Origin of the sequence: Idiomarina sp. (assembly GCF_048265525.1) — a bacterium.
Lineage (GTDB): Bacteria > Pseudomonadota > Gammaproteobacteria > Enterobacterales > Alteromonadaceae > Idiomarina.
In genome coordinates, this window is sequence record NZ_JBLXBI010000002.1 from 378,215 (window position 1) to 399,278 (window position 21,064).

At 44.6% G+C, this 21,064-nt stretch carries 24 protein-coding genes and 2 pseudogenes; 22 read left to right on the forward strand and 4 right to left on the reverse strand.

Annotated elements, in window-relative coordinates:
- Nucleotides 1-13 precede the first annotated feature (13 nt).
- Both ACN0TF_RS07255 and greB read right to left on the reverse strand, forming a co-directional pair.
- The gene (locus ACN0TF_RS07255; protein ID WP_417441362.1) at nucleotides 14-2,344 is read right to left on the reverse strand and encodes a Tex family protein; all 2,331 of its coding nucleotides are present in this window, start codon (nucleotides 2,342-2,344) and stop codon (nucleotides 14-16) included.
- Nucleotides 2,345-2,407: 63 nt separating this feature from the next.
- Nucleotides 2,408-2,887: a transcription elongation factor GreB gene (gene greB, locus ACN0TF_RS07260; RefSeq protein ID WP_417441363.1), complete on the reverse strand. Its 480-nt coding sequence runs from the start codon at nucleotides 2,885-2,887 to the stop codon at nucleotides 2,408-2,410.
- A gap of 180 nt (nucleotides 2,888-3,067) precedes the next feature.
- Between greB and ACN0TF_RS07265 the strand changes: the two genes are divergently transcribed.
- Both ACN0TF_RS07265 and ACN0TF_RS07270 read left to right on the forward strand, forming a co-directional pair.
- Nucleotides 3,068-3,283 carry a TIGR02450 family Trp-rich protein gene (locus tag ACN0TF_RS07265; RefSeq protein WP_417441364.1) on the forward strand — a complete coding sequence of 72 codons (216 nt, stop codon included), beginning with the start codon at nucleotides 3,068-3,070 and terminating at the stop codon, nucleotides 3,281-3,283.
- Between the two features lie 64 nt (nucleotides 3,284-3,347).
- Nucleotides 3,348-4,016: a penicillin-insensitive murein endopeptidase gene (locus ACN0TF_RS07270; protein ID WP_417441365.1), complete on the forward strand. Its 669-nt coding sequence runs from the start codon at nucleotides 3,348-3,350 to the stop codon at nucleotides 4,014-4,016.
- Between the two features lie 241 nt (nucleotides 4,017-4,257).
- On the opposite strand, the gene ACN0TF_RS07275 is transcribed toward ACN0TF_RS07270, so the two are convergent.
- A complete protein-coding gene (locus ACN0TF_RS07275; RefSeq protein ID WP_417441366.1) occupies nucleotides 4,258-5,886 on the reverse strand; it encodes a hypothetical protein in 1,629 nt (542 codons plus the stop codon).
- Between the two features lie 271 nt (nucleotides 5,887-6,157).
- Between ACN0TF_RS07275 and ACN0TF_RS07280 the strand changes: the two are divergent.
- From ACN0TF_RS07280 to ACN0TF_RS07305, 6 genes and pseudogenes are all read left to right on the forward strand, one after another.
- A pseudogene (locus ACN0TF_RS07280) lies at nucleotides 6,158-6,412 on the forward strand (type II toxin-antitoxin system Phd/YefM family antitoxin).
- Nucleotides 6,405-6,518, forward strand: a pseudogene (locus ACN0TF_RS07285) (type II toxin-antitoxin system YoeB family toxin); the annotation flags it as partial. The pseudogenes ACN0TF_RS07280 and ACN0TF_RS07285, both read left to right, overlap by 8 nt.
- Nucleotides 6,519-6,709: 191 nt before the next feature.
- Nucleotides 6,710-7,030: a hypothetical protein gene (locus ACN0TF_RS07290; RefSeq protein WP_417441367.1), complete on the forward strand. Its 321-nt coding sequence runs from the start codon at nucleotides 6,710-6,712 to the stop codon at nucleotides 7,028-7,030.
- A 42-nt stretch (nucleotides 7,031-7,072) separates the two neighbouring features.
- The gene (locus tag ACN0TF_RS07295; RefSeq protein ID WP_417441368.1) at nucleotides 7,073-7,564 is read left to right on the forward strand and encodes a DUF6985 domain-containing protein; all 492 of its coding nucleotides are present in this window, start codon (nucleotides 7,073-7,075) and stop codon (nucleotides 7,562-7,564) included.
- A gap of 374 nt (nucleotides 7,565-7,938) precedes the next feature.
- Nucleotides 7,939-8,319, forward strand: coding sequence for a hypothetical protein (locus tag ACN0TF_RS07300; RefSeq protein WP_417441369.1), 381 nt, complete (start codon nucleotides 7,939-7,941; stop codon nucleotides 8,317-8,319).
- Between the two features lie 49 nt (nucleotides 8,320-8,368).
- The gene (locus ACN0TF_RS07305) at nucleotides 8,369-8,923 is read left to right on the forward strand and encodes a YaeQ family protein (protein WP_417441370.1); all 555 of its coding nucleotides are present in this window, start codon (nucleotides 8,369-8,371) and stop codon (nucleotides 8,921-8,923) included.
- 83 nt (nucleotides 8,924-9,006) lie between these two features.
- Here ACN0TF_RS07305 and ACN0TF_RS07310 read toward each other — a convergent pair whose 3' ends face one another.
- Entirely contained in the window at nucleotides 9,007-9,831 is an 825-nt protein-coding gene (locus tag ACN0TF_RS07310; protein ID WP_417441371.1) for a hypothetical protein, read from the reverse strand.
- Nucleotides 9,832-9,948: 117 nt separating this feature from the next.
- On the opposite strand from ACN0TF_RS07310, the gene ACN0TF_RS07315 reads away from it, so the two are divergent.
- The 14 genes from ACN0TF_RS07315 (at nucleotide 9,949) to ACN0TF_RS07380 (ending at nucleotide 20,977) form a co-directional block, all read left to right on the forward strand.
- Complete coding sequence (locus ACN0TF_RS07315) at nucleotides 9,949-11,061, forward strand: DUF4241 domain-containing protein (protein WP_417441372.1); 1,113 nt, start codon at nucleotides 9,949-9,951, stop codon at nucleotides 11,059-11,061.
- A 78-nt stretch (nucleotides 11,062-11,139) separates the two neighbouring features.
- Nucleotides 11,140-12,039, forward strand: a complete 900-nt coding sequence (locus tag ACN0TF_RS07320) for a lipid kinase (protein WP_417441373.1) — start codon at nucleotides 11,140-11,142, stop codon at nucleotides 12,037-12,039.
- A 1-nt stretch (nucleotide 12,040) separates the two neighbouring features.
- Nucleotides 12,041-12,481: a hypothetical protein gene (locus ACN0TF_RS07325; RefSeq protein ID WP_417441375.1), complete on the forward strand. Its 441-nt coding sequence runs from the start codon at nucleotides 12,041-12,043 to the stop codon at nucleotides 12,479-12,481.
- A 144-nt stretch (nucleotides 12,482-12,625) separates the two neighbouring features.
- Nucleotides 12,626-13,630 (forward strand): sensor histidine kinase, encoded by a 1,005-nt coding sequence (locus tag ACN0TF_RS07330; protein ID WP_417441377.1) that lies wholly within the window; start codon nucleotides 12,626-12,628, stop codon nucleotides 13,628-13,630.
- Nucleotides 13,594-14,316, forward strand: a complete 723-nt coding sequence (locus ACN0TF_RS07335) for a LytR/AlgR family response regulator transcription factor (RefSeq protein ID WP_417441378.1) — start codon at nucleotides 13,594-13,596, stop codon at nucleotides 14,314-14,316. Before ACN0TF_RS07330 ends, ACN0TF_RS07335 begins: the two co-directional genes overlap by 37 nt.
- Nucleotides 14,317-14,328: 12 nt before the next feature.
- Nucleotides 14,329-15,690 carry an amidohydrolase family protein gene (locus ACN0TF_RS07340; RefSeq protein ID WP_417441380.1) on the forward strand — a complete coding sequence of 454 codons (1,362 nt, stop codon included), beginning with the start codon at nucleotides 14,329-14,331 and terminating at the stop codon, nucleotides 15,688-15,690.
- A 242-nt stretch (nucleotides 15,691-15,932) separates the two neighbouring features.
- Nucleotides 15,933-16,202: a diguanylate cyclase domain-containing protein gene (locus ACN0TF_RS07345; protein WP_417441381.1), complete on the forward strand. Its 270-nt coding sequence runs from the start codon at nucleotides 15,933-15,935 to the stop codon at nucleotides 16,200-16,202.
- Nucleotides 16,203-16,378: 176 nt separating this feature from the next.
- Nucleotides 16,379-16,990 (forward strand): hypothetical protein, encoded by a 612-nt coding sequence (locus ACN0TF_RS07350; RefSeq protein WP_417441382.1) that lies wholly within the window; start codon nucleotides 16,379-16,381, stop codon nucleotides 16,988-16,990.
- 753 nt (nucleotides 16,991-17,743) lie between these two features.
- Entirely contained in the window at nucleotides 17,744-18,028 is a 285-nt protein-coding gene (locus tag ACN0TF_RS07355; RefSeq protein ID WP_417441437.1) for a hypothetical protein, read from the forward strand.
- A complete protein-coding gene (locus ACN0TF_RS07360; protein WP_417441434.1) occupies nucleotides 17,937-18,140 on the forward strand; it encodes a diguanylate cyclase in 204 nt (67 codons plus the stop codon). Before ACN0TF_RS07355 ends, ACN0TF_RS07360 begins: the two co-directional genes overlap by 92 nt.
- A 191-nt stretch (nucleotides 18,141-18,331) precedes the next feature.
- Nucleotides 18,332-19,381 (forward strand): lipoate--protein ligase family protein, encoded by a 1,050-nt coding sequence (locus ACN0TF_RS07365; protein ID WP_417441383.1) that lies wholly within the window; start codon nucleotides 18,332-18,334, stop codon nucleotides 19,379-19,381.
- Nucleotides 19,382-19,396: 15 nt separating this feature from the next.
- Nucleotides 19,397-19,819: a GNAT family N-acetyltransferase gene (locus ACN0TF_RS07370; protein ID WP_417441384.1), complete on the forward strand. Its 423-nt coding sequence runs from the start codon at nucleotides 19,397-19,399 to the stop codon at nucleotides 19,817-19,819.
- Nucleotides 19,820-20,036: 217 nt separating this feature from the next.
- Nucleotides 20,037-20,585 carry a hypothetical protein gene (locus tag ACN0TF_RS07375; RefSeq protein ID WP_417441385.1) on the forward strand — a complete coding sequence of 183 codons (549 nt, stop codon included), beginning with the start codon at nucleotides 20,037-20,039 and terminating at the stop codon, nucleotides 20,583-20,585.
- 35 nt (nucleotides 20,586-20,620) lie between these two features.
- Nucleotides 20,621-20,977, forward strand: a complete 357-nt coding sequence (locus ACN0TF_RS07380) for a hypothetical protein (RefSeq protein WP_417441386.1) — start codon at nucleotides 20,621-20,623, stop codon at nucleotides 20,975-20,977.
- The last annotated feature ends 87 nt before the right edge of the window (nucleotides 20,978-21,064 follow it).

Genomic DNA, 21,064 nt, shown 5'->3' on the forward strand with positions numbered 1-21,064 from the left:
CCCCAATCCTGTTTTAATCTTTCTTCGCTTTTGCAAAGGCGTCTGCTAATGCACTGCCCATTGCTGAGTTTTGTGGCTGTGGCGCACGACCACCATTACCTGAAGGCTTTTTCTTAGGTCCGCTTCCGGTTTTCGCTTTAGGCTTGTCGCTGCCTGCAGTATTGGCTGGGGCTTCATCGCTCAGGCGCATGGTTAAGCCAATACGTTTACGCTCAATGTCCACTTCCAGCACTTTTACCTTCACAATGTCGCCGGCTTTAACCACTTCGCGCGGGTCGCTGACAAATTTGTCCGCCAGTGCGGAAATGTGCACCAAACCGTCCTGATGCACGCCTACATCAATAAAGGCACCGAAATTCGCAACGTTAGTTACCACACCTTCCAGCAACATGCCGGGCTTCAGATCGCTGACTTTCTCAACGCCTTCTTTAAATTCTGCCATTTTGAATTCAGGACGCGGGTCGCGGCCGGGTTTTTCCAGCTCGGACAAAATGTCGGTAACCGTTGGTAGGCCAAAGCGCTCGTCGGTGTAGTCTTTAGCGTTCAGGTTTTTAATTAATTGCTGGCTACCAATAAGCTCCTGTACTGGCAGGGAGTTCTCTTTGGCAATGCGTTCAACCACAGTATAAGCCTCGGGGTGAACTGAAGACGCATCCAGTGGCTGCTCGCCGTTACTAATGCGTAAGAAGCCTGCCGCCTGTTCAAAGGCTTTTGGTCCCATGCGCGCAACATCCAGCAATTGCTTGCGGTTACGGAAAGCACCATGAGCATCGCGGTGCTCAACCAAGTTCTTCGCCAAAGTTTTCGATAAACCGGATACGCGCTGCAGTAACGCGGCAGAAGCCATATTGGCATCTACACCCACGGCGTTTACGCAGTCCTCAACCACCGCATCCAGACTTTGCGCTAATTGCGATTGGCTGACATCGTGCTGGTACTGCCCGACACCAATAGACTTAGGCTCAATTTTAACCAGCTCTGCCAATGGATCTTGTAAACGGCGGGCAATAGAGACCGCGCCACGTAGCGACACGTCCATATTCGGGAATTCCTGCGCAGCCAGTTCAGACGCCGAGTAAACCGAAGCACCGGCTTCGTTCACTATAACCTTAGTGGCTTTAATGTCGCTGTGCTGTTTCAGCATGTCGCCGACCATTTTGTCGGTTTCGCGCGAGTGGGTGCCGTTACCAATACTGATAAGTTCCACTTTGTACTGCTTGCACAAGGTAGCCAGCGTTCGCATGGATTTATCCATCTGGTTTTGCGGCTGGAAGGGGAATACGGTGTTAGTGGCAACCGCTTTACCTGTTTCATCCACCACGGCAACCTTAACACCGGTGCGAACACCCGGGTCTAAGCCCATGGTGGTTTTAGCACCGGCAGGCGCCGCCATCAGCAAGTCTTTTAAGTTGCTGGCAAATACCTGAATCGCTGCTTCCTCGGCACGTTCGCGTACACGGGCCATTAACTCGGTTTCCATGTGCAGCGATAATTTCACCCGCCAGGTCCATTGAATAACCTGACGCAACCAGTCGTCGGCAGCGCGGCCTTTGTGCTCAAAGTTCAGGAAATCGGCAATAATCACTTCGCAATGTGAGCCTGCGGTTTTATCTTCACTGCCCGGATCAGCGTCCATCGACAACTGCAAAAAGCCTTCGTTACGGCCACGCAACAAAGCCAGCGTGCGGTGCGAGGGGATGGTTTTAAACAGCTCAGAAAACTCAAAGTAGTCGCGGAATTTAGCGCCTTCTTTTTCTTTACCCGCAGCCACGGTGCTGGTTAAGTGCGCGTTCTGCCATAAGTGAGAGCGTAAGCGTTTTAGTAACTCCGCCTGCTCGGCAAAGCGCTCCATTAAAATGGCGCGGGCACCGTCGAGTACTGCCTTCGCATCGGCAAAGCCTTTGTCGGTGTCAACGTATTCAGCCGCTGCCTGCTCCGGGTTCTGCGTTGGTTCTTTCCACAGCAAGTCCGCCAGCGGTTCAAGCCCAGCTTCAATGGCAATTTGGCCTTTGGTGCGGCGCTTCGGTTTGTAGGGCAGGTATAAATCTTCCAGCTCGGTTTTCGAGTCTGCGGTTTTAATGCTCTGAGTCAGTTCGTCGGTTAGTTTGCCTTGCTCGTCAATGGACTTGAGTATCACCTGACGGCGGTCGTCCAATTCACGCAGGTAGTTAAGGCGCTGATGCAGCTGACGCAATTGCGTGTCGTCTAAGCCTCCGGTCACTTCCTTACGGTAGCGCGCAATAAAGGGCACTGTTGAGCCTTCATCCAGCAACTGGATAACAGACGAAATCTGGCGTTCATCAACCTTCAGTTCATTAGCAAGTAATTGCGGTATCTGGCTCATAGTACATCTCTTAGTTTTGAAACTTTACGACAAATAATGGGGACGAATACTATCACGAATTGGCTACGCGGGCTGTTGGTAACTTATCTTATTAATGAACCAGACTTTACTGCCCTGAGGTGTGTTAACTTCCGCCTCGTCGTCCACCTGCTTTTTCAGCAGGGCACGCGCCATGGGTGAATCAATAGACACCGCGTCTTTGCGATCATAAATTTCATCCGGACCAACAATTTGAAAGGCACGAACGTTCTCTTCTTCGTCCTCAATTTCCACCCAGGCACCAAAAAACACCTTACCGTCCTGTTGTGGAGCATAATACACTACCTTCACCTGCTCCAGACGCTTGGTTAAGTAGCGAATGCGCCCATCAATTTTGCGCAGCTTTTGTTTGTTATATTTGTAGTCTGCGTTCTCAGACCTGTCGCCGAGGCTCGCCGCCCAGGAAACCTTCTCCACCGTTTCGCGCCGCTCTACACGCCAAAGGTGTTCAAGTTCCTGTTGTAACTTTTCATAACCGCCAAGGGTAATTAAATTGGTTTTCATACGCTGAATAATTATTGCCTGCGTTGAATTATGGGGGGATTTTACTGGGTTATTGCTACGAAGGAAATGGTGGTGAATAGAGCCTAAATATGATTTCTTGTTTTTGCGGCTATGTTACTCATTCATTAGAATAAGAAGGATGGGTAAAAATAAGTAAATTCAGTTTATTACGGAGTCAATATGAATCAAATTAACCCAGCTAAACTGCGTAATAGTAAGTGGACTGCAGTAGAGCCGCTTAATCGCGAGAAGCATTTTTTGGTATCAGAAGTTGAGTATGATGAAGACGGCTCAGTAATTTCATGCAAAATTGAATCAGTGCTTTCGAGAAATGAATATTCAATCAATTGGCTTGAACTTAAAAGTGAAGAGAAATGGATCCAAGGTTGGAAATGAGAACCCCCTTCAAGGCGTGTGGGCTATCTCTAGGCGTGGTTTGAACGGTTGGCGGCCGAAGAAAATGAACTTTTCTTCTGGCGTTTTAATTTTTTTTGCATCTTTGGCTTCGGCTGGTGAAAGCACCTGTTTTGGTACTACCGCGAACGGAAGACTGGAAGGGGGCGTAGAGCTTCCTGCATCGGGAGAAAATTTCGAGGGGTACAGTACAATAGCCAGACTGGCGGGCAGAACTTATGTCCATTCCGAAGTAAGAGAGATAATTATAGCAGCCTATAAAGAGCTGGAAACGACTCAACCGGGAAAGGTATATAAATACGCAGAAACTGGATACAAAGACGGGGGGCAGTTCAAACCACATAAAACCCATAAAAATGGACTGTCGGTAGACTTTATGGTTCCCGTTGTAAACGGAAATGGTGAGTCGGTTCACCTACCGACAAATCCACTGAATAAATTTGGTTACAATATCGAGTTTGATGCAAATAGCAGCTACGAAAATTTCACGATAGATTATGAAGCACTCGCAGCCCATATCGTTGCGGTGCATAAGGAATCAAGGAAGCGTGGGCACGACCTTTGGCGAGTAATATTTGACCCGGAGTTGCAACCTAATTTGCTTAAAACTCGATACTCCGAGTATTTATCAAAGTATGTCGAGTTTTCAAAAAGGCGTTCCTGGGTTAGGCATGACGAGCATTACCACGTAGATTTTGAAATACCCTGTAAATAGCCGGCGCCTTGCGTGGTCTCAATTGCGCTGGACTGTGCAAAAAGAACATAACCTGTAAATACTTTTCAGATAACTCCTATGTTCGTTAACCTGACTGTACTTCTGTTTTAACTCCTGGTCTGGTGAGAAAATAACATAGGCGAGCAGAGAGTCTTTGAGTAATTGTGCCAACCCCGGCTTCTTCAAATACCTCAAGCCGAGGTCGGAGGCGTCCGTTGAGGTAAGGCGAAACGGTCTTAGATTAAAACGGCTTTTTCGCAAAATTAAGCTTCACTTGTTTGACTTCCGCCTCCGGTGGTTCCTGGTAGTATGTTAAAGGAAATTTCTCGCTATTACCTTTAACAACAAACTGCTGGTACCAGGCCTCGGGAGCGTCTACTCGGCTCAGTTGTAGCTCTACTGACGGTTTTAAGTCATAAAAAGCTTTGTCGCTCCAGCGTCCTGATAATCCGGGGTAGTCGGCGTATTGGTCAAGAATATAGTAAGAGCGATCACTGGCTCTTGTTGCAATAATCCACCCGTCATCTGTTGGCGTTGCGCTCGCCCGCGCATTTCCTTGTTGAATACTAGTGACGTCTTTGGCTAGAGGAAGAGTGACAGGAATAGGCTCTACCGCAGGCATGTAGTCCATAACTGCCGTTATGCTAGATATTTTGCTCAGGTCAGTCTTCTCCCAGCCAAGCGGAACTAAGTAAATGTTCATCTCGCTAGCCCCGGAGTAATTGGGCTCTATTGATCTAAGCATCATGGGAATATTTAGCTTATTTCCTTCGTTGTCCATTAGAGTCAGGGAGTTGATGGAAGTTAGCCCCCCCATAACCTTGCCTTCGGGTCCAACAAATTCAAGCTCCAGCTCTAAGCTGTTATCCTTTGGGTTAATGGCGAATGCTGTTTCGGTATGAGCAACAGGATCACCAATAAAATCAAAATCTGGCGACTCGCCAGCAGAGCTCATAGATAGTTCATATGAACCGTTATTCTCAGCGAGGAAAGTTGCCATTTCAAAAGGAGCCAGAAAATCATCCGTGGAACCAATTACCAGTTCGCTTTTTCGCCTTAATACGAGTGTCGTATCAATTTCTTTGGATGGGGTATCTTTGACGGTTTTCTGAGTTGTAATAAGTACTAAGTTTTCAATCCAGCCGTCGTCGCGGCTAATGCGCATACGGCCGTTAACTTCCGACCATCTTACCTTCAGGTTGGGGTTGTGCCCCATCATTGGCACGGCATCTGCTGGGGCTTTGGTCTCTCTGGTAATATCAACAGTAATGCTATTCTCATCAATGCTATCAACCTTGAGAACTAACGAGGGGATCCCTTGAAAGCTATTTAGAGTAACCGATTTCCCTTCAACCATCGGCAGAGCCCAGTTCACAACCGGAGACAGGATAACTTGCTGTAATTGCTCTACTCGTTGTTTGCTCGCTTCCTGGAGGTTTCTGCTTTCTTGTTTTGCACTTACTGTTGTTCTTCCTGTTTCCCTGTTCATCGTCTGGTCGAAGCCTGACGAAATCAGTTCTCTAACCGGTTTTTCCAAGTTGCGTTTAGGGTTTGAGCTGCTGAACTCAACGCTCTCATTAAACGAAAATGTTAGTGCCTGGGGAACGGCACTAACATTAATATCAGGGCCCACCTTATCTACACGGTAATGTAATATGCTATGCAGGGATGCTGTGTCTGCTATTTGCCAGTCCCGGTTGTTTATATCTAGTATCCGCGTACGCATATCTAAACGGTATTGTTCTGTTTTACCGATATCAGCTTCAAAACGGAGAAATTTTGTTTTCTCTGGCAAAAGAGCCGCTATGCTAATAGAAACGATTATGATTCCGACAAGAGCTAGAACGATCTTGCGTGACAAAAATTGCATATGACATCCTTGTTTAATGACTATTTTTATAGAGTAAGAAATTATACCAAATAATAGAGATAGGCGTGAAACTCTGTAGCTTTTAAGCCTTTACAGAGGAGGTGCTTAGAGACCCCAAAAAATAGTGTGGCTATGAAGTTTTGGAAGTGCCGCTCCTAATATCGAGTATCGAGCTCTTGTAGCAAGCGTTAGCTACAGTTGCACAATAATCTGTACATGTACCAATACCTATTTTATACATGTTCAATAAATTGAAAATGTTGAGGTGTATATGAGAATAGTCTCTTTTACTGAAGCCCGAAATGGCTTAAAAGCAGTGTTGGACAGCGTAGTAAACGATGCTGATACAACGGTAATTACCCGCCGTGACTCGAAAGATGCCGTGGTGATGTCCTTAAATTAATACAGTAGCCTAATGGAAACCGTCCATTTGCTCTGTTCGCCAGCAAACGCTGAAAATTTGAATAAATCTATTGCTCAATATAGAGAAGGTAAAGCTAAAAAGAGAGAGTTATTAGATGAGTAACTGGTGGCTGTTATGGACTGATGCGACCTGGAAAGACTATTTATATTGGCAAACTCAAGATAAAAAGACACTTAAACGTATCAACAGATTAGTTGCCGAAGCTAGGACGATCTGCAAGAGAGTAGGGAGGCGAAAAAGTGACTGTTAGCAATTGCTAACGAAATCGAGTTAGAGCTAAGTCGCTTGTAAAGAGTTAGCAAAGCCAGACCCTGCGATGGCTTTTCCGTTGTGGCTTCGCTACTATTCCAAAGCTGCGCGAGCCGCGGACATTAAGTTTCCCGGAGAGATAGTACGAATATGGTAAACGGATTCAATAACCACGATGACATGGTCAATTCGGTCTGTGATGGGTTTATCAACAGAGTCAATGATGCCGTACCCAATAATATAGAGCTTCTTTGCAACCAAGATGGTTATGAAATACTAACCGATGCATTTGGCAATGAATTTCAAAAGCATGACATAGAAAATGCAAGCATTGAGCAAATCAACTCTATAGCAAAAGAATTGAGCGAGTTTCTGGAAAAAGAGGTAAGTCCAGAGAAAGTCTGCGGCTTTGTTAATGGGGCTCTTAAACAATCATTTGGTGACTACCGTGCTGTGCAATACGAAACTTAGCACGTTCGAGTGGTTGAGATCTGAGCTGAAAGGAGAGTGTCCGTGCAGTTAGAAAACCTAGCTGAGTGGCTTAAAGGACTTCGAAAGGAAGAGGACTTGCTTGTTGGTGAGCTGCACCTGCCCTTCATGCGACAAAAGGAATCGATAGAAGTCTGCTTTGTCGGCCAGAAGAAGGCGGTTACGGAGAGTCAGCAGAAGACGCTGCGGGGTTATCTTAAGCAACTTGATACTATTCATCAGCAGGCCGTGGAACGAATCTTTACTGACTACCAGGCAAAAACCGACATTTATCGAGAAGCCTTTGAAGAGTGGGGTGAAGACCTCGACGAGCATGTTCCTCTCATCAATTCCGCCGAAGACTTAGCTCCAATTCTACTGTATCAGAGCTTATTTATTCCCTCTTGGAAGGATGTAGGAACTTTCGGTATGGGGTTTTGGGCTAAGTGGGAAGTTGAGCATGGCGTCGGGATCAAATTTGAGAGCTGGCGTCTACTTGAAGCAGGCGAAAACTCTGTGCACTTTTGTTTCGAATAAACGAGCAGCTAGCAATCTCAGTTATCGCGGCGTTAGGGATTTCTAGATCCATGAAACGAATCATCCGAATTTCATTTTTAATCAGTACGACAATCGGCTTTCTCTTTGGTCTGGTTTGCGTGTACGCTGCCTGGGAACATAATCCTCAATGCGAGTTTCACTGCAATGGATATATTGATTGGTTGGGTTTATTTGCTATCTGGAGCTCTTGGTTCGTAATGATCGCCATTGCTCTGGGGATGGGACTGTCAATTGTAGGTATGATTATGTCTTTAATCTTTAGGCGTTTGATGACGAATGGATAACAAGCTACCCCAAGTTTACTTCGGTGGCAAAATACGCGGTTTATGGCGGGCGTTAGGAGAGTTTAAAAAATGATAGAGCTGTACTTCTTAGTTAGCGTCTTTGTAGGAATAGCGGTAATTGTTGATGGTGTTGTTTTATATAAAGCCAAAGGTGTTTGCTGGACAAATAAAATACAATCGTTCACAACCACTATTGAGTTTTTATGGGTTATTGTTTCTATCATTGCCTTTTTTACGCTAGAGTTATCACACTTCCAGATATTAATTCCCTCTCTTTACGTCGCGCATAATATTTTTGGCTGGGCGTACGGCTCTTATCTTGTGTCAAAGTCACCTGAAGTGAAGAATGGGACAGAAGCATTGGTTATACCGTACTGGTATCTTATTTTTGGCATGACCGTTGGTATCGTATTCAGTATAAGCAGTTTATGTGCACTCATACTCTTATAACCAATGGCTTAAATGGTTAATACGAACACGAAAACACTTAGGTACCCAAATGGCATTACAGGCAACTCCTTATAAAATCTCACTGGATATATCAGATACTGATCGCGGTGTTTACGAGAGTGTGAAATTTACTGTTGCACGCCATCCATCCGAGACAGAGCTACGCTTAGCCTCACGAGTGCTGGCTTATGCGATGTTCTATCATCCGCAACTCTCCTTTGGCCGGGGGTTATCCGATACCGATGAAGCGGCACTCTGGGAAATTGATCTCACTGGTGAAATTCAGCATTGGATTGATGTTGGCCTACCGGATGCTGCGCGGGTTATTAAAGCCAGTCGACGTGCACCGAAGATGTCCGTAGTTGTGTATGGCAATGCGCGTTTGTGGCGAGAAAAAGTGCTACCGAAGTTTGCCCATTTAAACAACGTGAATGTGTTTGTTTTACCGCAAAATGAGCTAGCGGAAATTGCTGAAAAATTACATCGCTCAACACACTGGGGCGTAATGATAAGCGATGGTCAGCTGTATATCAGTGATGGTGATGAACAGATGATTGTTGCGCTTGAGTGTTGGCATGGTGAAATGCCCGAGGCATCGCTGTAGGTTGATGTGCAATATAAATAAGTGGCGCAGTGGTTCTTCGTTGCGGCTTTGAATGCACTCCAAAGCCGCGCAGCGTCATGCAGTTAACTTTCAGTCAGATAGCCGAGTTCAATCAGTGTTTCGCGGACTCGCTTTTTGATTTCCTTGGAGTTCCGTATAAAGTAACGCTGAACAGAGGTGTTTTCTGCGTCGACTTTATTCAGCATCTCATCTTTAAGCTTACGCGCTACGTGAGCTGGCGCTAAAGGGTCGGTGGCTAAGCCGATAGTGTGACTGCTAAGCCTGTTTTGTATCGCCATTGTGTCGGCGTACCGGCCTGATTCAGCTACCTTGGTATAAACTTCGTTAGCCGGTAAATCATAGATGTCCGCATAAATTTCACGTAATTCGTCGAGCCCTTCCTGCTGTTCCTGATCGGTGTAATCTCGCATGCTCATCGCGTGCTCTACTGAAAGTTCTGCTGTAGTCAGTGGATTGATAACACCGTCGTAGATGTCGCGGGCTCCAATGGTGACGGTTTCCCAATATGGAGCCAGCGTTACTGTAATTTTAGGTAAAGGGTTTTCTCTAGGCCAGGATGCGATTAAGTTGTAACCTAGGTGAGGAGCTTCGGACTCCCAACTGAGCTCGTAACTGCCGTCGGGGTTGGTTGTGGTTTTAGGATCTTTTGAGTTGCAGTTGAAGGTTTTTTTTAAATCGGCGCAGACTTCCACATTGCTAACTCCCTCTTCAAATATAACCTTGCCGGATACTTTAATCGTACGGGTTTCTGGTTCGTTATTAGCTTGCTCAGTAGTACTTTCATTACTCTGAACTTGAGTCTCTTTAACTTCCGTTTCTGAATCAGAGTCGTTGCAACCGATTAAAACCGTACTCATTAAAATAAGACCAAAAAGCTTTGTTGGCATTTCAAAATCCTTTCGAAACAAAATTTAAGTATGTATATTCACATAGCGTAGTTGAAAGTAAAAGTTAAGAAAGCGTTAAGACAAGATGCCAGATGAAATTGGAGTTCAAAATCAAACATGCAAAATTCAAATAATGTTGCCGGGAAGCAGAGTAGTTACGACGAGCCAATGAATTCACCTGAAGAGAGGGTTAAGTCGTTTATTTCCCATTGGTATGAACAATGGTTGAAAGCCGAGACAAAAAGCAAGGCTGAAGAGGATAACGGTCAGGGGTTTGATTTTGGCTACTGGCGTAATCTTATGTTCGCTGTCGATAAAGCTCACTTTGTTGCCGGTAGTGGTTCAGGGTCTGACAATTCGTTTGGGCCCGCTGACTACGACCCGAATAACGAAAAAATCATTGAATGTGATATTCAAGGCGACTTGGCTCAACTGCTTACCGAGCTGCGCCAAGATGAGGGTAGGCCTTCAAATTATCATGCCTACGAGCTTAAGTTTGATGCAGAAAAAGACTGGAAAATAACGCGGATACATACTCTTTTTCATCCTCCCAAAAGCCCGGTTATCGCCCCTGAACAACATGCTGATATTCTTGCTATGTCGAGCTCTGATGCTCCGTTTATGCATAAACAAGAGAATTTAGACCTTAATGAACAGACTCTTTTTCAGCAAAACCGGCGTGTCACAATCCCGCATTTAGATGAAGGAGAGGCAAAACTGGAAGAGGTCGGAAGGCTGCAAATTAGCTCAGGCATTCTCGGGATTCTAGATTTTGGCTATGATATTTATCGGTTTGAGCCGCTACAGCGTAAGGTAAAGCCCGGCGACTATCTCGTTGAAACAGTTACAGCCTATAACCGGGTTGCCGGTATTCGGGTAAAGCTAAGTGAAAGCGAACAGGCAGTAAAATGGTATGCAGCGAATACACCGAGCGGTAACGGAGTTTATGGTGTCGACGCTGGGAACTTGGCTATATTCGATGTTGGGAACATTGTGGAACTAAGCCATTTGAGAAAAGAGAAGCTCTTTAACGAATGGAGTTTGGAGGGGAAAACGGAGCTGTTATCAATGACTGGGCAAGATGACTGCGTTATTTGCACCAGCGGTTTTGGTGATGGCGCTTATCCCGCATTTTGGGGCGTTAATGAGCAAGATGAAGTGGTCTCGCTGTACATTGATTTCATGATCCTTGTACAAGAAACTGAAAACGGCTCATATGAGTCGATTTAAAATATTCTGTCAGTACTTTGCAGCCTTTGAACAAACCGCTTATATTTGAAACAGCGTTTAATAGGAAGAGGTAAGGCATTGCAACATGCATTGTTAGTGGTGAACCCGAAGAGTCGGGATGGTCACTCTGAGGTGCTAACAGAAGCCATCGATTTGCTCAGAAACTCAGGCATTGAGGTAGAGGTTTGCCTCACTGAAAGTGCGTCTCACATGGCTTCCTGCATTGAAAATTACCGTGAGAAAGAAGGTGTAGTTATTGTTGCCGGTGGCGATGGAACTATCAGTGCTGCGTTGGAACCGGTTTATAAAAGCAAACAAACCTTAGCCATTTTACCTATGGGTACGGCGAATGATTTCGCGCGTTCGTTAGGGCTTCCACAGGACGTAGTCGCAGCCGCACAGGCTATCATTGACGACAAGCGGGAACGCATAAACCTGGCGAAGGTGAACGATAGTTACTTTGTGAATGTTGCTCATGTTGGCTTAGGCGTAGAGGTAACCCGCGAGCTGACATCCGAAATGAAGAAATATTTCGGTGTGTTTGCTTATCTGGGAGCCTTTACCAGCGTAATTAAACGCAATAAAAGTTTTAAAGTCGCTATAAAAGCCGATGACTGGGAAGGCTCAGTAAGAGCTATTCACCTGGCGGTGGGTAATGGCCGCTTTTATGGTGGCGGAAATATTGTTGATGATGACTCCACGTTGCTGGATGGACAACTGAATTTATTTTGTTTGAAGCCAATACGGTGGTGGCGGTTGCTATTGCTGGGGGTAAATTTCCGTCACGGTAATTTAGGAGAGGCAGAGCGCGTGGTCTGTAAAAAAGCCCGGAAAATTAGTATTAAAACTTCCAGACCTAAACGGATTCAGGCCGACGGCGAGTTTAAAACCGATACTCCGGCTGAGTTTGAAGTGATCCCAAAGGCGATTGAAGTTATTGTTGGCGATATGCCAGTGCCAAATAAAAACAAGGAATAATATGTCGATATTACGCACAGATAATCAGGCCGATAGCATAGAAATTCTGAAGCTAGTTATTGAGACAAAGGATTACTACCGTGAAATAGCGAAGGTGGTTGAGGACGATAACCTTGCTAACGAGCTTGATAGCATTGCCAGTGAAAGAGCCTCCTTTATTGAGCCGTTTGAAAATATCGTTAAGGACCTTGGCGAGCTGCCGGCTAAACCCGACCCTGATAAAGAACTGATGCAAATAATTGAAGGGGAACTCACTCAGTTTTTCTCTGCGGATTCTAAAATCGCTATTTTGGATAAGTGCCTGCAGGAAGATGAAGAACTGGCAAGTGTGGTAAAACGCACAGAGCTGGGAGAAAAGTCTTCGGAGTATCAGAAGCTACTCGACGCGTTGGCTGAGAACCTTCGTGAAACGCAGAAATCAATTCAGGCGTTAAAAGATTAGTATGTAATACCACAAGCAGGTGAATAATCTAACCTACGATTCAGAACCATTCACACCTAAGTTTCTACCGCTCACGCATTCCTTGTTTGTATCTGCCGAGCGGCTGGGCTAGCTTAGCAGTCAGTTTCCTAACGGTACTGACGTATGACTTTCAATAAAAAAGAAAAACTGTCGATATCGGCGCTGCTGATTATTCTCTACTTAATACCTGCAGGGCTAGAGTGGTTAGAGTTTGATAGTGAAAACTTACACGTTATTGCGATAAGCCTGCCAATTTGGTTGGCCTTCTTTTACCTCGGCCCGTTTTGGCTGTTCTACTGGACTCAACAGAACAAGCATGTTGCCCGCTTACATGTGGTGGCGCAGGGCGTGTTGTACGTTCTGATGATGTTTGCTGGCGCCAATATCGTCGGCAGACTGCATTCGCTGGCGTTTCCGCAGTACCAGTTTCCGATAAAGGAGCAGGGGCTGTCGGCATTTCTGTGGGGTGTGTTCATCTTCTCGATGACGCACATGTACCTTTTATACCAGCGCTTTGTTCAGGAGCAACGGTTGCGTAAAGAAGCTCAGCTGGCTGATTTGACCAGCCGTTTAAATCCCCACTTTCTGTTCAACTCGTTGAACACCATTTCCGCGCTTATCCACTCATCACCTGACAAAGCCGACGATGTATTGCATAAACTCTCCGACATATTGCGTTACTCCGTTGATCAGCAAAATAAGTGGGTGCCGCTGGAGCAGGAGCTTGCTGTTTGTGAAACCTATTTAACGGTTGAGAAAGCGAGGTTCACCGACAACTTGAACATTAGCTGGCAAATTGCGTCTTCGGTCGATACGCGGCAATTGAAGGTGCCGCCGCTGTTACTGCAACCGCTGATTGAGAACGTTATGAAGCACGTGAAGCGCCGACCTATTGAGTTGCTCATTAGCGTGCGAGCGGAGCAGGGCAAGCTTATATTCAAAGTAAAAGACAACGGTAAAGGTTTTTCTGATCCGTCGTTGAATGAGCAATCGAGAGCAGGGCAGGGTCTCAATATTGTAAAACAACGTGTTGATATTGCAGGTGGTGAGCTGTCGCTTTTTAACGATACGTCAGAGCAAGGAGGTGCGGTGTGCGAAATCACCTTACCCATTCACGCCTGCGTGTAATTATTGTCGAAGACGAAGCGCCTGCACGCTCGAAGTTAAATACGCAGCTTTCGCAAATGGAAGGCGTTGAGGTTGTTGCGGAATGCGCTGAGGCGCCTCAGGCAATACAAGACATTAACTCGCTCAAACCAGATTTGGTTCTGTTAGACATTGAGTTGGGTGAGTTGTCAGGTTTTGACGTGCTGGAAGCAATAAAGCATCCGTGCCATGTGATATTTACCACGGCTTACAGCCAGTATGCCGTTAAAGCATTCGAGAAACAGGCGTTAGATTATCTACTGAAACCCTTTGATTTGCCGCGACTGCGTCATGCTTTAGAGCGCGTGGTATTAGCGCAGCCCCAGGTTGCAGAACCGGCCACAGTGCAGTTCTCCGCGAAAGTCGGCGATAAAATACGCATACTGCAATCATCCGATATTCGATTTGTGAGAGCCTCACAGGGACTGGTGGTAGTGCAATGCCTTGAGCGCGAACATCATTTGGATGACAGTCTGGAATCCCTGTTGAACCAGTTGCCGGATTCTTTTTTGCGGGTGCACCGCAACAGCATCGTAAATACCCAACATATTCATCAAATAGAAAAGTGGCAAAACGGTGCGCTTTTACTTCGTTTCGAGGGTGTAAACGACACCATTACGACCAGCAGACGTGGCGCCGCAGCGCTAAGAAGATATCTCAACCTATAACCGGAGAACAACATGAAAAAATTATGGTTATTCGTCGCGTTGTTTATGACCACGCAGGCTTTGGCAAGTGACTTTGTAATAAACAATGTGTTGCTGCCTGACTTTCAGACACGCGAATTAACACCCGTTAACATTGAAGTTGCGGACGGTAAATTCAAACAAATTGTGGATAGCTCGGTGCCTTTGTCGCATTCCGATGTGCGTGACGGTAAAGGGCAAGTGATAATGCCAGCCTTTATCGATATGCATTCCCACAGCATGGGCAATTCATCGCTGGATCGTAGCGACTATCAATACATTGGTATACGCGGTACCGCGAACGCCATGTTGTACGCAGGCGTGCATGGCTGGCTAGATTTATATAGCGATGAGAATGATATTTTTGAGTATCGCGATCAGCAATTTCCACAGGAGCGCGATGAAGCCTACGTATTTGCTGCGGGCCCTTGCTTTACCGTTCCAACCGGGCATTGTGACTTTGGTGAAACGCGATTGATCAGCACACCAGAGGAGGCGGTTACAGAGCTGAGGGATTTAAGCGGTTCAAATCCTAATGTGGTGAAAGTTGTATTCGATAATGCCGGCAGTAAACCCACTCTTGATAAGGCTACGCTTAAGGCTTTTTTGAACGAAGCAAGGCGTCTAAATATTAAGTCGGTGGTGCATATAGGTTCTTGGAGTGATATTCGCACGGCCTCAGAATTAGGCGCTGATGCTGTTACCCACTTGCCCTGGCACGCTATGCCTGACGATATTCCCGAATTATTGGTAAAACAGGGTACCGTCATTATTCCTACGGTGAGTGTTATAAACGAGCTGTTGTATTTGCACGACTCAGGCTCCGATGAGCTCTCTGCCTCGGTACTTCCTGTTCCAATGACGGACGCATTAGTCGAGGAAGATCTGTTGAGCGACTACCCGATAACCGCAGAAAATAAAGTGTATTTTGACTGGGTTGCAGGGCTAAAAGCAGATGGCGCTCTCGAAAACCGGAATGATGCGATTAAGCGTTTAGATGGTGCTGGAGTCAATATACTGGTGGGCTCCGACGGTGGCAATTTCGCTGTATTTCAGGGCATAGGGTTTCATCGAGAAATGTACTTTCTGCAGCAAATGGGTATGTCGCCGTGGGATATTGTGTTGGGCTCCACCCTAAAGGCCTACGAGTTCCTCGGCGTAGACTGGGGAATTGAAGAAGGGCGCCCCGCGCATTTTACTTTGCATGACAAGCACATTTTTGAAGACTTAAGTCTTTCAACTGAAGTGGAACAGATTTATCTGCATGGACGAAAGGTGAGTCGAGAACCTTTGCTGGATTACGCTAACCCGGGATTCTTTCAGTACATGAAGTTGTTTTTAGGATTTGAGGTGTAGGAGAGCGTAAAAAAGTACTGCAAAACGGTGAATAAAAGGTCAGAATTAGAAGCTACCGGATGTACAAAATTACCGTTTAGACAGGAAAAAGCGTTGTCGCAACAACAAAAACAATACGACATACATTGGCTGACGGGATAGTTTTTCGATTTCAGCAAAGAGTCCCGGTATCGCAACTCCATTAAAACGCGGGTACGTTTCGAGTCCCGCTTTGCATTGCCGCTAAGTTCGGAGAGTTTGTCGTGGGGTTCCCCCTTACCAGCACCAATGACACCCACCTAGTGCCACAACGTTTGGAGGAGAATGTAACGGCGTTGCCACTGGAGGACGAACTGAGTGAACTGAGCTCGAGCGTAACCACTGGCATTACTGTGGCTAATAACAATGATGATGACCTTGATTCGTTGATAACTAGGGCTGATAGAATGCTTTATGCTGGCAAACGAGATGGTAGGGTTGGCAAAGGTAGTCTATTAGATGCAGCAATTCTTTTGACAATTCGACCAAGATGATTAAATTCCCTTCGCTCATGGAGCGAAGCCGACTAATCATTTCATGAGCGTGGCCAGGCTAATTAACGTAGTTGAACTTACTGAGAGTATGAGTGAGAGAAACACGTATTTAATGTTCGCTTTTTTGAGTCTTACGGGATAAAATCTTGGTTACTATTTTAAACTGGATTATTAAAATGAAAGAAATAATATTAGCAATGTTGGTTCTGATTTCTATAGCGGGATGCTCTGCAAAAAGCGCATCAGAGGTAAATGTAGAAAAAGAAACGTCTCATGAAATGAAGAATGAAGAATTAAGAGTTAGTGATGAGTTAGTGCTCCCTCATCATATTCCAAACTCTGGAGCTCTTTCTAAAGAAATTGTTAAGATAGAAAAACCAGAAGGCCTAAGGGTGAAGTACTTGGCTCCGAAGCTTATTTCTTCTTCTATTTATGTTCAAACTCTAAATGAACCCTTATCGGAAGAAAAGACAATAAAATCCCAGGCAACTCATTTCGCAGAAGTCAATGTGATAAACCTGAGAAAGCAAGGAGTTGATGATGTAACGTTATTGGAAGAAAGCTTTGTTTCAAAATTTAGTGAAACAGATGTCGCTTATCAAAGGGTTGTTAGAAATGATCTTAATAAGGTTTTGCATATTTACTTTTTCAGTATTGATGAAAAGGTAATATTTATCCAATCCTGGTCTAATTACAGAAAGGAAAATGAAGGTTATAGAATGCGATTCGATACTTTTGTTTATGACTTGATTAAGAACCTGGAAAGTCAAATATTAATTAACGAGTGATAAAGTAGTTTTGATGTTATTGAATATGATTCGATTTCGTATTTTGACTCTTAATAAGAAACTATGATCAAATTCGAATGTGATGAAATTCTGTTGAAGTCTAGAGTAAATTACTTTAGATGGTTTTCGTATCTTTTCATCTTTGCCTGTGTAGCACTTTTTTATTTCGAAAATTCTTGGTTGATTGTTGAGAATAAGCCATTCGGATTGCTAGTGTTCTTATTAGTATTAAAGCTATCCAGTATGCTTGAAAAATATTATCACGAGGCGTTGGACTTACATAAAGGCGAGATACTATCGATTAGCGACGAGAAAATGGTGTTTCATCAACATTCAACAGGCTACAAATTTGAGAAAAGTTGGGATGAGATAGAAACAGTAAAAATGAGTTATTTTTTTGGGTCTTCTAGGGTGAAAATCAATTTTTGTAATAATGAATTTTATAAGTTCAAGTGGTTTAAAGACGCTCAAGTATTGTATCGGGCATTGGAGAATAAAAGGCTTTTGCATAGGCGAGCCGGCAAAAGTGTTTAACACGGATACACAATAACTTACCCGACTAGAAGGTTAGTGTGATTTGTGCAATTGAAGCTGCGTAGAAATACCTTTCAGGGCTAAAGTATTTAGCTTTCCCCTAGAATGCCTGAAAGTGAGATGGTAACCGATGTCTATCTTCCTATTGAATAAGTCGAGCTAAGTGGCCCGCAACTAACATGACCTGAATTAGATTGTTTTTAACAACGAGGCTTACAGGTGTCGGTATTGCTGGAAACTGACGGCATTCTCAAACTGAGTCATAAAGTCGGACAATCAGGTCACTGGTTTGTCAGACTGAGCGATCGTACTCTTTTTTGGTCAGATGAATTGTTTCGTCTGCATGGTATGTTGCCAGGTGATAAGCAGCCTGATATTGATGATGCTGGAGAGTCTTATCATTCTGACGACCGTGAACGCATTGAGACCTTGGAGTTTACTGGTTGTCGATTTCGACCTTTTCAAACCGATAAACGACCAATACGGTCAGGCTATAGGCGATGAAGTGATTCAAGTTTTCGCTGAGCGCTGCCGGAGTCTGTTGCGTGAATCGGATACGCCGGCCCGTATTGGGGGACCGCTTACGGGGATGAATCTCAAACTATCGAAGCCATGATTCAGGCCGCTGACAGCCGTCTGTATCAGGCTAAACGTGACGGTCGCAATCAAGTCGCTTAGACAGTTTAAGCAGATAAGCGTTAGTACCATAAACATCTTTAGACTAAGTTATATTGTAACTGTTAAAAGTGTCTGGCAAAGTCAGGGACGTCCATTCGTCTTCTAGATTGAATCATTCAGGGTGGAATAATGCACGGAGAATATAAAGTACCAGGCGGTAAGTTAGTCGTTGCTGATGTTAATTTAGAAGAGGGTTGTCTGAGTGAAGTCAGTATTTCAGGCGACTTTTTCTTAGAACCTGACTCTGCGCTAAACATAATCAATGAGGCCTTAACTGGACTACCCGAAACCTCAAGCCATAAAACGCTTGCTGCGGCAATTGATGAAGCGCTTGATGACGACGTAATGATGTTTGGTTTTTCCGGCGAAGCTGTTGCTACAGCTGTACGACGTGCCTTAGGTAAGGCGAGCAGCTGGTTAGATCATCAATTTACTCTTATTCCACCAGTAACACTGCCCGCAGCAGAACATGCCGCGTTAGACGAAGTGATAGCCGATTCAGTTGCCAAAGGTTTACGAGGCCCAACATTAAGGTTTTGGGACTGGGACGATTCTGTGGTGGTGATTGGTTCTTTTCAGTCAGTAAAAAATGAAGTGGATATGGCCGCCGCGAAAGAAGCCAATGTGCAAGTTGTGCGCCGGGCGACAGGTGGTGGTGCTATGTTCATGGAACCCGGTAATTGCATTACTTATTCATTAACGGTACCCACCTCATTAGTCGATGGCATGAGCATTGAAAAGTCTTATGAGTTTTTAGATGCCTGGGTTTTGGCTGCGTTAGCTGAGGTTGGTATTAAAGCCTACTATAAACCGTTAAATGATATAGCTTCTGCGCAAGGCAAAATAGGCGGAGCAGCACAAAAGCGCTTTGCCAGTGGTGTTGTCGTGCATCATGCGACTCTCGCTTATGATATCGATGCCAATAAAATGCTACAGGTATTACGTACTGGCCGTGAGAAACTCTCGGATAAAGGCATTACTAGTGCCAATAAACGAGTTGACCCAATGCGTAGCCAGACAGGCTTAACCAGAACCGCCATTATCGATGCGTTTATGAATCAGTTTACTCAGGCTTATCAAACCCAAGTTGATGACTATTTACCGAAAGAGTTATCCGCGGCAAGGACTCTGGTAGAAACGAAATATTTGACGGAAAAATGGTTATACAAAGTAACTTAAACATGGGAAGTTATTATGATTACCTTCCGTCCCGCTAAAAACCTGAGTAGCGCTGCAGAGCTGACCCTTGCCAATATGCGTTCATACTACGAACAGTATTCGGTTGAGTGGGACAGCGTGCAAATCGAGAAAATGACGCGTGAGCTGATGAATTTCGACATTCTATTTGAGGGCGAACCTGTCGGCGTTATCAGGCTGTCTTTCGATGATGATGGTTGTCACCTGCGAGACTTGCAGGTGGATGAAGGGTATCAGGGGCGAGGAATTGGTTCTCAGGCACTCGCGCAGGCAGAAAAGCTTGCAAGGGAAGAGAAGGTCAATACACTCCTGTTGAAAGTATTTAAAAGTAGCCCCGCAGTTCGGTTATATCAGCGTACCGGTTTTAGCGTGAGTAGCGAAGATGACCGCTTTTACTATATGGTTCGTTCTATTCTTTGATAAGAGCTTTGAGAAGAGTAAAGGGAGCCGTTCTCAACCTTAATTTTTGAAGAGAGAATAAATCCTACCGACTTTTTAACGAGCCTATTTTATTACCAAAAAATAATGTAAATATCTTGTTGAGTCGTTCCTTTTAATTATGTAATCTGCTTGTCTATTTTTGGGGCAATTTAGTGCTCAGATAAAGAACCTTCCCAGTCTAAATTAAGGAACATCAATGAAAGCAATAGTTGCGATAGCGCTGACCATATTTTTGAGTGCCTGTAGCTCATCACCTTCATCACCTCCTTCTAAGTCAATGCAAGTAGAAAAAGAAAGTGTCATTTATAGGCTTTCTGAAGTAAATGTAAATCTGACGCTTGGTCATGGTGCAAATCCGGAAGATGACAAATTTGCTGATCAAAAAGAATTGGAAATGCAGTTTAGAGAGTATTTAGAAGAAACCTTACAAGAAAACGGGCTTCTAGCTCAAGAAGATCAGGATGCTTTAGAAGTGGCCATAAATATTGATTATGAAAGAATGGTTAACATAGGTGGTAAGGCATTAAATAAACCCCGAGTTTCCCATAATTTTATTATTTCTCATAACGGAGAAGAAGTATCTACTTTTACAAGTAAGCGTTATACAACGAGCTATGGATACTTTAAAAATTTAGCGGTGGCCGCAGAAATTGCATCTTTCTCTTGGGATGAAGAAGATGAACCAAGGGATATTAAACAGGTATCTCAGGTCATTATTGACGATTTGATTAAAGCGGGTTTATAAACTCCACTCGTTATATGGATTAAAAGGTTTATAAAATGATAAAGAAGTCAATGATGCTCACCGTAGTGATATTAATGGCCGGCTGCTCAAGTTCAGGCGTTTCATGGGATACACTTAATCAAAATGGCGTGAGCTCTAATTACTGCTCCGCAACCTTCAAGAAATTAGAGAAAGTAAAAGTATGTGAAGCAGAGTATGCGGCGCTTAAAAGAGCTCAAACCGAATGTAAGAAAGACTCACAGTTAAGTTATTGCATGTTGATGGCAGAACATGGATGGAAAAGGTTTAAAGATATGTTGGACATTAGTGCTCCTACAAAGGAGCATGCGAAAATGTATCCGATATTATGTGGGTTTAAAGAAAATAACGTTACAGCATGTTCAAAATTATAATGAGTCTCATAATCCGGGGAGAGCCCCGGTTTGCGCTTTGCCGAGGTAGTGATCTGCGGCTGTGTCCCTAACTAATGATAAAAAATG